The 13,151-nt window shown below is 49.7% G+C and carries 14 protein-coding genes; 7 read left to right on the top strand and 7 right to left on the bottom strand.

Annotation, left to right across the window (positions count from 1 at the left end; genetic code table 11):
* Positions 1 to 104: 104 nt before the first annotated feature.
* The 3 genes from AF331_RS10365 (at position 105) to AF331_RS10355 (ending at position 3,234) form a co-directional block, all read left to right on the top strand.
* Positions 105 to 1,163 (top strand): C45 family autoproteolytic acyltransferase/hydolase, encoded by a 1,059-nt coding sequence (locus AF331_RS10365; RefSeq protein ID WP_053428064.1) that lies wholly within the window; start codon positions 105 to 107, stop codon positions 1,161 to 1,163.
* A 246-nt stretch (positions 1,164 to 1,409) separates the two neighbouring features.
* On the top strand, positions 1,410 to 1,967 hold the full coding sequence (locus AF331_RS10360; protein ID WP_053428063.1) for a helix-turn-helix transcriptional regulator: 558 nt from the start codon (positions 1,410 to 1,412) through the stop codon (positions 1,965 to 1,967).
* 40 nt (positions 1,968 to 2,007) lie between these two features.
* Entirely contained in the window at positions 2,008 to 3,234 is a 1,227-nt protein-coding gene (locus AF331_RS10355; RefSeq protein WP_160316513.1) for an ATP-binding protein, read from the top strand.
* 295 nt (positions 3,235 to 3,529) lie between these two features.
* Here the strand turns inward: AF331_RS10355 and AF331_RS10350 are convergent, their stop codons facing one another.
* A complete protein-coding gene (locus tag AF331_RS10350) occupies positions 3,530 to 4,204 on the bottom strand; it encodes an NAD(P)H-dependent oxidoreductase (RefSeq protein WP_053428061.1) in 675 nt (224 codons plus the stop codon).
* Between the two features lie 164 nt (positions 4,205 to 4,368).
* Here AF331_RS10350 and AF331_RS10345 point away from each other — a divergent pair, with 164 nt between their 5' ends.
* Complete coding sequence (locus AF331_RS10345) at positions 4,369 to 4,986, top strand: class I SAM-dependent methyltransferase (RefSeq protein ID WP_235576365.1); 618 nt, start codon at positions 4,369 to 4,371, stop codon at positions 4,984 to 4,986.
* Between the two features lie 95 nt (positions 4,987 to 5,081).
* Positions 5,082 to 5,243, top strand: coding sequence for a hypothetical protein (locus AF331_RS22375; RefSeq protein ID WP_156450607.1), 162 nt, complete (start codon positions 5,082 to 5,084; stop codon positions 5,241 to 5,243).
* 294 nt (positions 5,244 to 5,537) lie between these two features.
* Here the strand turns inward: AF331_RS22375 and AF331_RS10340 are convergent, their stop codons facing one another.
* From AF331_RS10340 to AF331_RS10315, 6 genes are read right to left on the bottom strand one after another with little or no spacing between them, the layout of a single operon-like run.
* Positions 5,538 to 6,866, bottom strand: a complete 1,329-nt coding sequence (locus tag AF331_RS10340; RefSeq protein WP_053428059.1) for a (Fe-S)-binding protein — start codon at positions 6,864 to 6,866, stop codon at positions 5,538 to 5,540.
* Positions 6,863 to 8,275 (bottom strand): glycolate oxidase subunit GlcD, encoded by a 1,413-nt coding sequence (glcD, locus tag AF331_RS10335; protein WP_053428058.1) that lies wholly within the window; start codon positions 8,273 to 8,275, stop codon positions 6,863 to 6,865. The genes AF331_RS10340 and glcD overlap by 4 nt, the downstream gene beginning before the upstream one ends.
* A 33-nt stretch (positions 8,276 to 8,308) precedes the next feature.
* Entirely contained in the window at positions 8,309 to 9,478 is a 1,170-nt protein-coding gene (gene anmK / locus AF331_RS10330; RefSeq protein WP_053428057.1) for an anhydro-N-acetylmuramic acid kinase AnmK, read from the bottom strand.
* Positions 9,479 to 10,369 (bottom strand): BadF/BadG/BcrA/BcrD ATPase family protein, encoded by an 891-nt coding sequence (locus AF331_RS10325; protein ID WP_053428056.1) that lies wholly within the window; start codon positions 10,367 to 10,369, stop codon positions 9,479 to 9,481.
* A 3-nt stretch (positions 10,370 to 10,372) separates the two neighbouring features.
* Positions 10,373 to 11,464, bottom strand: a complete 1,092-nt coding sequence (locus AF331_RS10320; RefSeq protein ID WP_053428055.1) for a DUF871 domain-containing protein — start codon at positions 11,462 to 11,464, stop codon at positions 10,373 to 10,375.
* 13 nt (positions 11,465 to 11,477) lie between these two features.
* A complete protein-coding gene (locus AF331_RS10315; protein ID WP_048005032.1) occupies positions 11,478 to 11,804 on the bottom strand; it encodes a PTS lactose/cellobiose transporter subunit IIA in 327 nt (108 codons plus the stop codon).
* A 161-nt stretch (positions 11,805 to 11,965) separates the two neighbouring features.
* On the opposite strand from AF331_RS10315, the gene AF331_RS10310 reads away from it, so the two are divergent.
* Positions 11,966 to 12,832 (top strand): MurR/RpiR family transcriptional regulator, encoded by an 867-nt coding sequence (locus AF331_RS10310; RefSeq protein WP_053428054.1) that lies wholly within the window; start codon positions 11,966 to 11,968, stop codon positions 12,830 to 12,832.
* Positions 12,832 to 13,137, top strand: a complete 306-nt coding sequence (locus tag AF331_RS10305; RefSeq protein WP_048005030.1) for a PTS sugar transporter subunit IIB — start codon at positions 12,832 to 12,834, stop codon at positions 13,135 to 13,137. The genes AF331_RS10310 and AF331_RS10305 overlap by 1 nt, the downstream gene beginning before the upstream one ends.
* Positions 13,138 to 13,151 lie beyond the last annotated feature (14 nt).

Raw genomic sequence — 13,151 nt, 5'->3', positions numbered from 1 at the left:
TTTAGTTTTGTCCCATCCTCTTTTGAATTGGAGAATGTTTGCTTTCATTCTTCAATTGCATCCTTTATGATGAAGGAAAATAGAGAAAAAGAGGGTTTGAAGTTATGAAGCAGATCCATAGTGATATCATCCAGTTCAGGGGTACACATTTCGACTTCGGGAAGTTTCAGGGAGAGAAGTTGAAGGACTCCCTGACGGTGCGGAACAGGGAGAATCAGTGGAAAGTGAGAAAGCCGAGGTTTGTGATCGATCCTATGGAGGCAAAGATGGCCATCAAACGATTCGCCCCCTTTGTGTGGGAGGAAATCCTTGGCCTCCAGGAGGCCCTTCAGTGGCCAATGGAATCAGTCTTAAGGGAGTTCGGCGGCTACAGGGTCCCCTATGGTAAATCCGGCTGCTCCATCATGACAGGCCATGACTACCTCATCCGTAACTATGATTACCACCCGAAAACCTATGAGGGACGATATATGCTCTTCCAGCCGTCTGACGGAGGATATGCCATGATCGGTCCGAGCCAGCGTACGACAGGCCGCATGGACGGTATGAATGAGTGCGGTTTGGCCGTAGGTTATAACTTTATGCATCGTAAGAATCCGGGACCGGGTTTCATCTGCTGTATGATCGGACGTATGCTGCTTGAGTCATGCAGGGATGTAGCAGAAGCAGTCGCCATGCTGAAAGAAATCCCCCATCGGAATTCCTTCAGCTATGTTCTCCATGACGCCGGTGGGGTGACGAAGATCGTGGAGGCATCTCCCCGTGGGATCAGGGTAAGGGAAGACCACGCGTGTACGAACCATTTCGAAATCCAGGTAGAGGAGAACAGGAATCATCTTGGAGATTCAGAGCGAAGGCTTTCCATATTGAAAGAGCATCCGGGACTGGAGGCAAGGGAAGCGTTCCGCCTCATGAATGACCGTGATAAAGGGGTGTTCTCCGATCTTTATGGAAGCTGGGCGGGGACCATTCATACGTCCGCCTATTTCCCTAAAGAGGGCAAGGCCTGGTTTGTCCTGGGCGGTGATAAAGAGCCGGTCGAATTCAATTTTTCGGCTTGGCTCGAAGGAAAAGAGATTGCAGCAGAGAGGATCGAAGGGGAAGTAGACACCGAGATTCCATTCCTCCATATGGACGAAGGGGCAGATTGGTTTAAACGATGAAAAGATAAGCCCGCCTGGGTATTTAGGCGGGCTGTTTATATGGAATCATCCTTTGAATAAACCTCCTTACAAGGATGAAAATTCTAAAAACAAAGTTCATAAGACCTATTTTCATTTTCTGATATTACCTTTTCTTTAGTTCCTTTTAACAAATTTACGGAATTTAGCAAGAGTGACAAAATAGGCACATAGCTTTTAAATCCCTTCTCAGTATAATATAACTAGGAACAACTCGGAGGGATGCAGATGGAGCACAAAAAGAGAACTTGGCTTGGCAGGATGCGGAAGGTTAAGGGCTTAAGCCAGGATGAAGTCGCCAAACTCGTACATATTGACAGATCTTATTATTCGAAGATCGAGAATGGCTTGAGAGCTCCTAGTGAAAAGCTGGCAGAGGACCTCGCTGACCTGCTTGGTTTCCACTATTCTGTATTCGGTATGGAAAAGAGTCCGTTCTTTTTTGCTTTGCGGCATTCGAAGGTGGTATTGGCCCACTTTGACCTGAATCTTCGCTATACATGGCTTTTTAATCCCCACGCAGATTTTGATCCTGTTCTTGCTGTCGGGAGGACGGATGTGGAGATGGAAAAAGGCAGCGGTTCCGAGGAGCTCATGCAAATGAAGAAGGAAGTAATCAGCCGCCGCCAGACCATGAGCAAGAAGATCGTGTTTACCCTTTCCGACGGCGACGCGGCCTATGATGTAACCTGTCACCCACTGTTCAACGCCAGGGGCGTCCTGATAGGAGGAAGCACGGCAGCCATTCGGTTACAGGTGTGTGCCTTTCCAAAGGTTCATTCATGACAGAAGATCAGGATGGGGGGATACGATGTATCCGGAAGCCTTGACGTTACTTTTACTGGATTTTCTATTCATCATTACCGGATTGCTTTTCTTTGCGTTGTATTATGATATGAAGAAGAAATTCCCTTCCAGGGTCTGTGCCCTTATGGTGGCGATACCTGTCATTCTACTATGCATGTTGTTCAGCTATGAAATCACAGAAGGTGTCTATGCAGATTTAAGAAGGATTCCTTTCTTCCTGGCTAGCCTTTACTTCGGTCCCCTCGTATCCATCATTTTGGTCGCGGTCATCGTCCTGTTTCGATTCCTTTTCATCGGTCCGGAACTCATCCATCTGGTGATCTTCAATTATCTCTTTGCGTTTCTGGTCATTTCCATGATCAGTAAAAGATTCGCTCAGTATTCGTTGAAGTGGAAACTGGTGATCATGATCATCCTCTGTACCTATATGTCGCTTTTCAATCTATCATTTGGCGAGATGTATGACCCTAAGACTAAATTCGCGGAATACATGCTTCTTCTAATCGTTCCTTTGGCCGCTTCGATCATTGCCATATTATGTGCCGAAATGATCCGCAACCTCATCATGTTGAAACGGAAGGAACAGCAATTGGATAAGCTGAATATGGTAGGGCAGCTCGCGGCGAGTATTTCCCATGAAGTCCGGAATCCACTGACTTCTTCCAAAGGATTTCTTCAATTGATCAGGGAGGAGAAGGATATAGAATTGCAGCGGCAGTTCATCGAACTGTCACTTGTTGGCATCGAACAGGCAACAGGTGTCATTGAGGATTATCTTACCTTTACGGATTCCATGCCGGATGAGCCCGTAGCGATCGACGTCAGATTGGCGGTCATGGAAGTTGCAAAAGATCTCGAGGCATTTTCACTGGAGCAGAAAGTAAAGGTGAACCTGGTATTGGAGGAAGGCGTGCTGGTCAGAGGACAACCGCGCAGTTTCAGTCAATGCATGATGAATATGATGCGGAATTCCATTGATTCCATGCCTGCTGGAGGGACACTGACGGTGAAGGTGGAAAAGAAGGAGAAAGTGATTATATCGATCTGCGACACGGGAGTGGGCATGACGAAGGATCAGATCAGGCGATTCGGGGAGCCCTTTTTTACCATCAAGGATGAGTCCACGGGGCTCGGGGTCATGGCGGCCCACATCATCGTCCATGCCATGAAAGGGAATATCACCGTTAAAAGCGAACCGAACAAAGGAACGACCATTTATATCGAATTGAATCATGGAATTGCATGAAGAAGAGGCTGAGACAAACATGTTTTAGTCATAGTAAAACCCGAATCAATTGTCTGCGATAAAGCAAATGATTCGGGTTTTATATTCGTTTAATGAACACTCAAATTTCATCGTTTCCAGCGGTTGATCGGAGTGTAAGACGAAGACTCCCGCGGGAAGAGTAGCTGATGTGAGACCCCGCAGGCGTGCCGAGGAGGCTCACGGGCTACCCGCGGAAAGCGAAGTCTTGCACGGAGATCATGAGCGGTATTAAGATCTTATACTAGTTTTGTCCCATCCTTTTTATTTATGTTCTTTATACAAATTTGACGATATCTTCAAACGGACGGCGGGTTTTTTCTGCCGGATCCTTCACGCGGAATCCGAATGCCACCATGACGGAGATGCTGAAGCGGCCATCTTCCAGAAGTCCCTCTTCTTCAAGTAGCTTATTCATCTTTTCGATGTGGAAGCCTTCAATCGGACAGGAATCCACTCCGATTTCGGCTGCAGCCGTCATCATATTGCCAAGTGCAAGATAGGTTTGTTTGCCTGCCCAGTCGTAAAGCGGGCGATCACCATCAAGAAGGTTGAAGTCTTCTTTCTGGAACTCTTCGATCCGGCTCAGATACTTTTGTAGATGCTCATCCGGCATATGCTTCACTTCTTTGAAGTGCTGTTGGAGATAGTCAGCATCATAGCGGGTATCTTTTTTTGTCCGGGCGAGAAGGATCACGAAGTGGCTCGCATCAGGAAGTTTTCCGTAGGCTCCCCATGCGGCATCCTTGATCTTTTGACGGAGTTCTTCGCTTTGGATCACGAGGAAGCGCCATGGCTCAAAACCGAATGATGAGGGAGAAAGCCTACCGACTTCCATGATGAATCGGAAATCGTCATCGGAAACTTTCTTCTCGGGATCGAATTCTTTCGTCGCATGTCTGTCCAGATGGGCAGCGAGTATTTCTTGTTTGCGTTGTTCTTTGTTTTGCACTGCGATCACTCCTATCCATTTGTTTAGAACACATTCACCCTACCACATGCGGGCGGGAAGTTCATGTATTTAGTATGGCGGAGGTGCGGGATTCCATTCTTTTAAGAGGATTCATGTATAATGGACCTAATTCGAAGGGCTTCGAGCCCCTTAGGGAGATTCTTATGAAAACAGATTATGACCGCCTGCTCCACATCGAGACAGGTAAACGACAAATGGGCTTCCACCGGTCCTTTCACTATCATCGATATGAACCGACGCCGTATGAGGCGCTGGATGAGTTTTGCGAGCAGTATCCTTTCTCCAGGTCCGACCGGGTGGTGGATTTTGGATGCGGGAAGGGGCGCTTGAACTTTTATCTTCACCACCGGTTCAAATGCACGACCATCGGGATTGAAATGAACAGGGACTTTTACCGGGATGCCATGGTGAACTTGGATCATTATCTCAGGCATGCCGGAATCCGGAAGAATAACGTCCATTTCAAGGAGTGTCTGGCAGAGGAATATGTCATCCACCCACGGGATAATCGCTTTTATTTTTTCAACCCGTTTTCTGTCCAGATCTTCATGAGCGTCATCAATAACATACTTCATTCGGTAGAACAGGATCCAAGGGACGTGGATATCCTCTTGTACTATAGCTCCGATGAGTATATTCACTATATGGAAGAGCATCCGCTTTTCCGTCTGAAAGCAGAAGTGGACCTGACCGGGGAATTTGCCGAGAATCCATATGAGAAGTTCAGGGTTTACGAGCTATTTTATGGTGGAGAAAGCTGAATAAGGTTTCTGGATTTTCCTTTTTTGTGAAACTTTTCATCGAGCCATGCGTACATTCTAGTAGAAAGCGGACGCTTTCATGAGGAGGATGGGACATGTACAAATGGGTGTGGGCGAGCTTTTTGATTGTGATCTTGGTGACCATCGGTCTTTGGATGACAAAAGGAGCGGAGTCTGCCATTCTGCTTCTCTCGGGATATGGTCTTGTTTTCTTCTTTTTAGTGTATTTCATGTTCCCGAAGTCGAAGAAGCAGTAGGTTGGAGAAAGGAAGAAGGATGGGACAAAACTAAAAAAGGCTCCTATAATGCCAAACACGATCAGTATAGGATCTTAATACCGCTAATGATCTCCGTGCAAGACTACGCTTTCCGCGGGTAGCCCGTGAGCCTCCTCGGCACGCCTGCGGGGTCTCACATCATCTTCCCGCTGGAGTCTTCGTCTTGCACTCCGATCAACCGCTGGAAACGATGAAATTTGAATGTTCATTAAACGAATGTAAAACCCGGATCATTTGCTTTATCATAGGCAAATGATTCGGGTTTTATTATGACTAAAACATATTTGTCTCAGTGCGGATTGCTTCAAGGAGGAAGTCGACAATATGAACGGCCCGCACAGTGTCCGATAGCCCCTCGCGTTCGATTCCGAGCTTCATTTGAAGCAGGCATCCTGGATTCGAGGTGATGATGGTCACGGCCCCTGTATCCTTGGCATGCTGCATTTTCGTATCCAGTATTTTCATGGACATCTCGGACTCGACAATATTATAAATGCCGGCAGAACCGCAGCAGTGGTCGGCCTGCTTCATCTCGTGGTACTCGGCACCACCGACGGCCTGAAGGAGCATGCGTGGCTCGAGGAACGTCTTCTGTACGTTCCTGAGGTGACAGGAATCCTGGTACGTAATGATCTGGGGAGCTACCTTCAAATCGTTGCGGTGGAATTCAAGTTCGACAAGGATGGATGAAACATCCTTGATTTTAGCAGTAAAACGCTCTGCCCGCCCCTTCCATTCCGGGTCATCCTTCAATAGATGGTCATAGTCCACAAGGAAGGCACCGCATCCCCCTGCGTTGGTGATGATGTAATCGGCTCCACAATCTTCAAATGCTGAGATGTTTTCTTTGGCAAGCTTTTTCGCTCCGTCCTTCTCTCCGCTGTGACCATGAAGGGCTCCACAGCATGTTTGGGCTTGAGGAATGACAATTTCACACCCGGCCTGTTGGAGGAGGGTTGTCGTTGCGTTGTTGGTGCTGAGAAACAGCGTATCCATGAGACACCCGCTGAAGAAGGCGACTTTTTTCTTTTTGGTGCCTGCAGGCTCCAAGTGACGCGGACGATCGGTCATATCACCGCGTCTTGGCACCTTGGGCAGGACCTTTTCCATCGTCGCCAAGTGATCAGGCAGGATGTTCAGGAGTCCCGATGCCCTAACGGCTTTCTGGATTCCTGAACGCTGATAAAAGCCGAGCAGGGAAGTGGCAGTCCGCATCCTGTCAGGGTGGGGGAATAGACCGGAAAATACCGTCTTTCTCACGACTTTCTCTCGGATGGAGTGCTTTTTGTTTTTGTTGATGATGTCCCTTGCTTCTTCCAGAAGATGCCCGTACTTCACACCGGAAGGACAGACGGGCTCGCAGGCTCGGCAGCCCAGGCATAGATCGAGTGAACGCTCTACATCTTCGTCCGGTTCGATGACCCCATCGACGACGGCTTTCATCAGGGCAATCCTGCCGCGGGGAGAGTGTGATTCCTTGAATCCCGATTCGATGTAGGTCGGGCAGGAGGGGAGGCAAAATCCGCATTTCATGCAATTAAGAAGTTCATCCTCATCCATCCGTTCCTTGAACTCCTGCTGCATCTTCGTTCGTTCACTCATCGTGAAATCACCACGCGCTTCCTGGATTCTTTGGCAAATACTTTATTCGGGTTCATGATATTACCTGGATCGAATGCCTGCTTGATGAGTTTCATGGCATTCACCCCCTCGGGGCCAAGCTTCCATTCAAGATATGGCGCCTTCATCATCCCCACGCCATGTTCCCCCGTGATTGTACCGCCCAACGATATCGCTTCAGAAAAAATCTCGGCAAAGGCCGCTTCCACCCGCTCCATCTCTTCGTGATCCCTTGCATCGGTTGCGACGGTCGGATGGAGATTCCCGTCACCTGCATGCCCGAACGTACAAATGTTGAGTTTGTATTTTTCGGCGATGCGATTGATGGCCGAGACCATCGTGGCAATTTCAGAACGGGGCACGGTGGCGTCCTCGAGAATGGTTGTCGGCTTCAACCGGGCGAGGGCAGAGAGGGCGGATCGTCTTGCCGTCCTGAGGGCTTCTGCTTCTTCAGGTGTAGCGGCAAGCTCAACAGATACGGCACCGTGCTCCAAACAGATCTCCTTCATTCTCGTCATATCCCTTGTGACGAGTTCAGCGGGTCCGTCCTGCTCGATGAGGAGGACGGCCTTCGCTTCTGTAGGGAGACCGATCCTGGCGAAATCCTCGACGACGGCAAGGGTCGGCTGATCGAGGAATTCCAGTGTTGCGGGAATGATCTTGCCCGAGATGATATGGGAAACACTTTTGGCCGCAGCTTCCATGTCTCCGTAAGTGGCAAGCATCGTCTTCTTCGTTTCCGGGAGGGGCACGAGCTTCAGTGTCGCTTCAGTGATGATTCCGAGCGTCCCTTCGGAACCGACCAGGAGCCTCGTCAAATCGTAGCCGGCCACATCCTTGGCGAGCTTACCGCCCGTTCGGATGATGTCTCCATTCGGAAGCACTGCCTCGAGAGCCAGGACGTAGTCACGTGTCACCCCGTATTTTAGTCCCCTGAGGCCACCGGAATTTTCGTTGATATTCCCGCCGATGGTGGAAATCTTCATGGAGCTTGGATCCGGTGGATAAAAGAGGCCAATGGCTTCAACGGAGGCTATGAGTTCCCCTGTGATCACACCGGGCTGGACCGTGACGGTGAGATTCTCCTCATCGAGTTCCAGGATGCGATTCATACGGGTAAAGAGAAGGACGATCCCGCCTTCGGTCGGGCAGGTTCCGGCACAGAGGTTGGTGCCGGAACCCCTCGGTACGATCGGGATGCCATGCTCTCCGCACACTTTCACGATGCTTGCAATCTCCTCTGCTGAAGAAGGGGAGAGGATGGCATCAGGCATCGCCTGATAGTTAGGGGTGGCATCGTATGAATAGACGAGCCTCTCTGCGGGGCTGTCATAGTAGAAAGCTTCTCCTACAATGCGGATGAATGATTGCTTGATAGACGAAGTGATCATGGGTGATCCCGCCTTTCTAGTATTCTTGTAGATTCAGTTCTTTCCGGGAAGAGGGGCAGGAGTAATGGAACCAAGGATCACATAACCCCCGGCACCCGTTGCACCCGGTACATTTCCAGGCTGTCCGTTCAACGTCTCGTGGGCAAGAAGGGCGAAGGCGATGGCCTCTTTGGCATCGGATGAGTAGCCGATTTCTTCCTGCGTGAGGAGCGTACAGGTTGGAAGCAGTTCCTTCATGAAACGGATGAGGGTGTGGTTATAGCTCCCTCCGCCTCCGATGATGATTTCATCCACTTCATAGTGAGGGAAGATGAACGTTTTATAGGCATCTGCGATAGAGCGTGCCGTAAAGTACGTCGCCGATGCGATGAGATCTTCTTTCGCAAGGTGAGAGAACTTATCCATGATGCGGTCGATGAAAATGTCACCAAACTGTTCCCGCCCAGTGGATTTAGGGGGCTTCCTTGAGAAGAAACCAGCTTCCCATTCCATCCATTCTTCCACCATCTTTTCATGCACCTTCCCAGTGGAAGCGATGTCCCCGTCTTCATCGAATGCCTTGCCGTAAAGCCTCTCGCATAGCCCGTCTATGATCATATTGCCCGGTCCTGTATCGAATCCGTACACGTCTTCAAGGGAACCGTCCTTGGACAGGACGGTGACATTCCCGATCCCCCCGATGTTTTGAAGGAGTCGCCCCACTCCAGGCGACCGGTAGAGGATGTATTCCGTATAGGGAACGAGGGGGGCACCCTCGCCTCCCGCAGCGACGTCCATAGACCTGAAATTTGAGACAACGGCGGTATTCGTCATGTATGCGATCACGCTCGGCTCACCGATCTGGAGAGTGGAAGGGACAGAATCCGCCGTGGGAAAAGGCTGATGAAATACGGTCTGCCCGTGGGACCCGATGACATCGAGATCCTCCAGCGGAACACCGGCTTCCGTGCAAAGACCGATGACGGCTTCCCCGTAGATGCGGCCAAGCTCGAAGTGAAGGCTTGAGAGGGCAGGAGTGGATGAGTGATCTTCACTGATGACCTCGAAAATTTTCTTTTTGACTGACTGGGGGAAGGGGGTGGAGGCGTAATGGATCAGCTTGCAGGTTGCACTGCTTCCCGTCCCTTCCAAGGATACGAGGGCGGCATCCACCGCATCGACGGATGTGCCTGACATGAGCCCTACTGCTAAACGTTTGACCATTTAATGTTTCCTCCTCATTCTTGTTAAAGTCGTGACGGCACCCAAGGCCGGGGACATAGGGCTCAAAAGGATAGTTGCATCTGGGTAGGCCTCTGAGACTACCTGTTTGAAAGATGTCTGAACTGCGTTGCTTGCTTCCAAAACGCTTCCCTTTATGGCCACCTTCAAGGATGAAAGAGAAAGGTTACGGGCGAGCTCAACGGTCTGCATCCCCAGGGAAGCCCCGGCTTTTTGCAGGATCATCCGGGAAGAAGCATCCCCGTCCTGCGCACATGCATCCACGATCTTGGACAAGGAGGCGATTTCCCCCTTATCGGATGTGTAGATGAATCCTTTCAACCCCTTCCCGTCAACAGCACCGATCTCCTTCATCACTGCCTGTGAGAGGGGAGAAAGGGGGACATCTCGATCGATTTCAGTAGTGATGATCTGGCAGGCCTGGATTGCAATGGAATAGGCACTTCCCTCATCACCGAGAAGATGGCCCCATCCACCGGACACACCTGTCATCGTACCGTGGCGGCCGTGGGAAATGGAGCCCGTTCCCGCAATGGTAAGGATCCCGTCGTCGTCCCCGATCGCACTGTCGAAAGCAAGCTCGGCATCACTGATGATCCACATAGGGGAGGGAGAAAGGGGTGCAAGTACGTCTTTCACCCGTTCCTCAAGCGGCCCCGATTGAAGCCCGGCCATTCCGATGACGATGGCGTCCGCCTCTCCGTCATGCAGACATTCTTTGAGAACCAACGTAAGATGGTCCATGGCTTGTTGAAATGATACAGAAGGATTGCCATGACCGGCAACGGATTCAAAGAGCACATTCCGTTGCTCATCCATCACGAGGGCCTGTGTCTTCGTCCCACCTGCGTCTATTCCTATGATTCTCCCCATCTCTCAGCCTCTTTTTTCGAAGGCGAATTTGCCCCATGGTTGCAGATAATCGAGGAGGACGATCTCTTCTTCGCGGATCCGGGCGACCACATTGGTCTTACCGGAATTTTTCATATCTTTCAAGGCGATTTGAAGCTCCCCGGCATATTGGGCGTACAGGTCATTCTCAATGATGATATCCCCCCGTCTGATATCACGGGTGTTATGGGGAGCGAACTCCCTGCCGCGGTACTTCACCCGGCTCTGGGTGGAGCGGATCATATAATCCGACACGTCCCCGCGGTAGAAGTGAGGCTCCTGGAACAAAATCGTTTCTTCAAGTTCCGTAGTAGTATCCACTATATCCACAGAGAACGTGATTTTTTGAAGATTAAGAGAACTCAGGAGCTTCAATTCCCGTTCGGAGGCATATGCGTTACTGATGATTACATCATCGATGAGCCCCGTTGCGAAAAGGTGTTTTGCCTGGACGTCGATTGGAAGATCCCGATGCATTTCAAGGGTAGGAAGCCCTTCGACTACCGGCCAGGGTCCGAATGTAGCATCTTCCGAAGAGACGAAGGCCGCTGTCCTCATCCCGAGATCCTTGAACTTCTGGCTGCACTCGACGAAGAACGGATAAGACAGCCCGGAGTAGCGGTGCGGATAAAAGTTATGACAGCCGAGGAGGGCATCCTTATTAGGCTGATACGTCATGATGTTGTCGATGTATTTTGTGGCATTGCTCATATTGAGCTCGATCTTCAGGTCATACGGATTGAAAGACATCATGGATTCTTCCTGCCCGGTATACCCCATATCGAGACGGATGCCATGGGCTCCGAGGTCGGCAAAGAATGAGAGATCATCATAAGAGATGTTCAGCTCCTTGAAGATGCGCGGTGAGATGTCTGCAATGACTTCCATGCCGAGCTCTTTTGCATATGAAATGGTTTCCTTGAAGTTTGCCAGGATCGTGTCCTTTTCCCCATCTACTGATAGAAGACAGGTGAATACTCGTTTGAATCCATAGGAAGAAGCCAGTTCAAGATACGCTTTGTCATCTTCCACCTTTGAATGATTGGGATAAATCGATACTCCGAGACGTTTGCTCATCTATTCTTCCTCCTTATCGGGTTTCTAATTGGTGGATGCGTTTCAACATAGGGATCATCTGCTCAATGAGCGTGATCTCACTGATGGAAGTCATGAGATGGTCCTGGGCATGGATCATGAGAAGGGACTTTTCGAAGCTGTCCCCGTTCAGCTCTGCTTGAATCAGCGATGTTTGGGTGTTATGCGCTTTGTTCAGCTCCACATGTGCATCTTTCAAAAGCTGATCGGCTTCATCAAACTTCCCTTCGTGAGCCATGGAAAGTCCTTCATAGGCGATGGCTTTTGCATTTCCTCCATTTGAAATGATTTCAAAGATTTCTACTTCTACGTTTTTGGTCATCTTCCTATTCCTCCTAGTACTCTTATAGAACGGTTTTCTACTACTTGGTAAAATAAAAGTTTAGAAATTTCAAAAATATATTGAAATTTAATTTCATTATCGCATATAATCATAGTAAATTGAAAGCCTTTACAACACAACTCATTTTTTTGGAGGTGACCATGACAGAGTTTCACGTTTTAAAACACATCAAGAGCCAGATGGAGGCATTCACTCCTTCTGAGCACGCAGTAGCGGAATATGTAGTGGAATATCCGGATAAAGTGATGGAAATGACCACAAAGCAACTAGCTTCATCCTGCGGGAGCAGCGAGGCGGCGATCATCCGTTTTTGCAAACGGATCGGCATCAACTCCTTCAGCGGGTTGAAGATCGAACTTGCCAAAACCTCATGGATCGAGGAACCGGAAAATCCCGAAGTGAACACACTTTTACACTTTGAGGACAGCTTGGAAACAGTATTCAGTAAAGTGACGATGAATACGTACCAAGCCATCAAGAACACGGAGAAACTGTTCTCGGTGGAGGAGCTCGAGCGTGCGGTGGAAGCACTGCACCACGCCGATCGCGTCTATCTATACGGAGTCGGAGGTTCTGCTGTCGTGGCGGAGGACTTCACCCAGAAGATCCTCAGGCTCAATTACCTTGCCTTCCAGGCGGGGGATATCCACGTCCAGATGATGATGGCAGCGAATATGACGAAGAACGATGTCCTGTTCGTCGTTTCAACATCAGGTCAGACGAAGGAAATCCTCAGGCTCATGACCGTGGCACAGGAAAAAGGGGCGAAAATCATCCTCCTTACCCAGCATGGGAAGTCCCAGGCGAGAAAGCTTGCCGATATCGTCCTGACGATCTCGGAAGAGGAGAACAATATCAGGATCGGTACGATGACGGCACGCATTGCGCAACTCGTCATCATAGACGCCCTGTTTGTTGCATTATGTATGAAGAAAGGACATGGCGTCTTCGAACAAATCGTCGAGACCCATAATATCGTCCAACGAATGAAAAAGGAGGAAGATTGATGAAAGTATTATTTGTATGTGCAGGTGGGATGTCCAGTTCCATCGTCGTCAATGCATTGAAGAAAGAAGGGGCGAAAGAAGGGCTAGAAATGGACGTCCTGGCAATCGGGACGGGGGAAGTGGCCGATGAGATATCCAAGGGATGGGATGTCTGCATGGTCGCACCGCAGATCAGGCACCGCTTTGATCAGGTGAAGAAAGCGGCTGACGGGGCAAATGTACCATGCGGGCCGATCCCGCCACAGGCTTACTCGCCGCTCGGTGGGGCCACATTATTGAAAACCGTCAAGGAATTGACGAACTAAAGAGGAAGAACAAG

The organism is Rossellomorea marisflavi (genome assembly GCF_001274775.1).
In the GTDB taxonomy this organism is placed as follows: Bacteria; Bacillota; Bacilli; order Bacillales; family Bacillaceae_B; genus Rossellomorea; species Rossellomorea marisflavi.
The sequence above is the reverse complement of the archived record's forward strand: the minus strand, read 5'-3'. Positions and strand labels throughout refer to the sequence as shown.

Bases quoted from the DNA above. Each gene is read 5' to 3' on its own strand.
- AF331_RS10365 (WP_053428064.1), top strand. From the start codon at position 105: ATGAAGCAGATCCATAGTGATATCATCCAGTTCAGGGGTACACATTTC.
- AF331_RS10360 (WP_053428063.1), top strand. From the start codon at position 1,410: ATGGAGCACAAAAAGAGAACTTGGCTTGGCAGGATGCGGAAGGTTAAG.
- AF331_RS10345 (WP_235576365.1), top strand. From the start codon at position 4,369: ATGAAAACAGATTATGACCGCCTGCTCCACATCGAGACAGGTAAACGA.
- AF331_RS22375 (WP_156450607.1), top strand. From the start codon at position 5,082: ATGTACAAATGGGTGTGGGCGAGCTTTTTGATTGTGATCTTGGTGACC.
- AF331_RS10340 (WP_053428059.1), bottom strand. From the start codon at position 6,866: ATGAGTGAACGAACGAAGATGCAGCAGGAGTTCAAGGAACGGATGGAT.
- glcD (WP_053428058.1), bottom strand. From the start codon at position 8,275: ATGATCACTTCGTCTATCAAGCAATCATTCATCCGCATTGTAGGAGAA.
- anmK (WP_053428057.1), bottom strand. From the start codon at position 9,478: ATGGTCAAACGTTTAGCAGTAGGGCTCATGTCAGGCACATCCGTCGAT.
- AF331_RS10325 (WP_053428056.1), bottom strand. From the start codon at position 10,369: ATGGGGAGAATCATAGGAATAGACGCAGGTGGGACGAAGACACAGGCC.
- AF331_RS10320 (WP_053428055.1), bottom strand. From the start codon at position 11,464: ATGAGCAAACGTCTCGGAGTATCGATTTATCCCAATCATTCAAAGGTG.
- AF331_RS10315 (WP_048005032.1), bottom strand. From the start codon at position 11,804: ATGACCAAAAACGTAGAAGTAGAAATCTTTGAAATCATTTCAAATGGA.
- AF331_RS10310 (WP_053428054.1), top strand. From the start codon at position 11,966: ATGACAGAGTTTCACGTTTTAAAACACATCAAGAGCCAGATGGAGGCA.
- AF331_RS10305 (WP_048005030.1), top strand. From the start codon at position 12,832: ATGAAAGTATTATTTGTATGTGCAGGTGGGATGTCCAGTTCCATCGTC.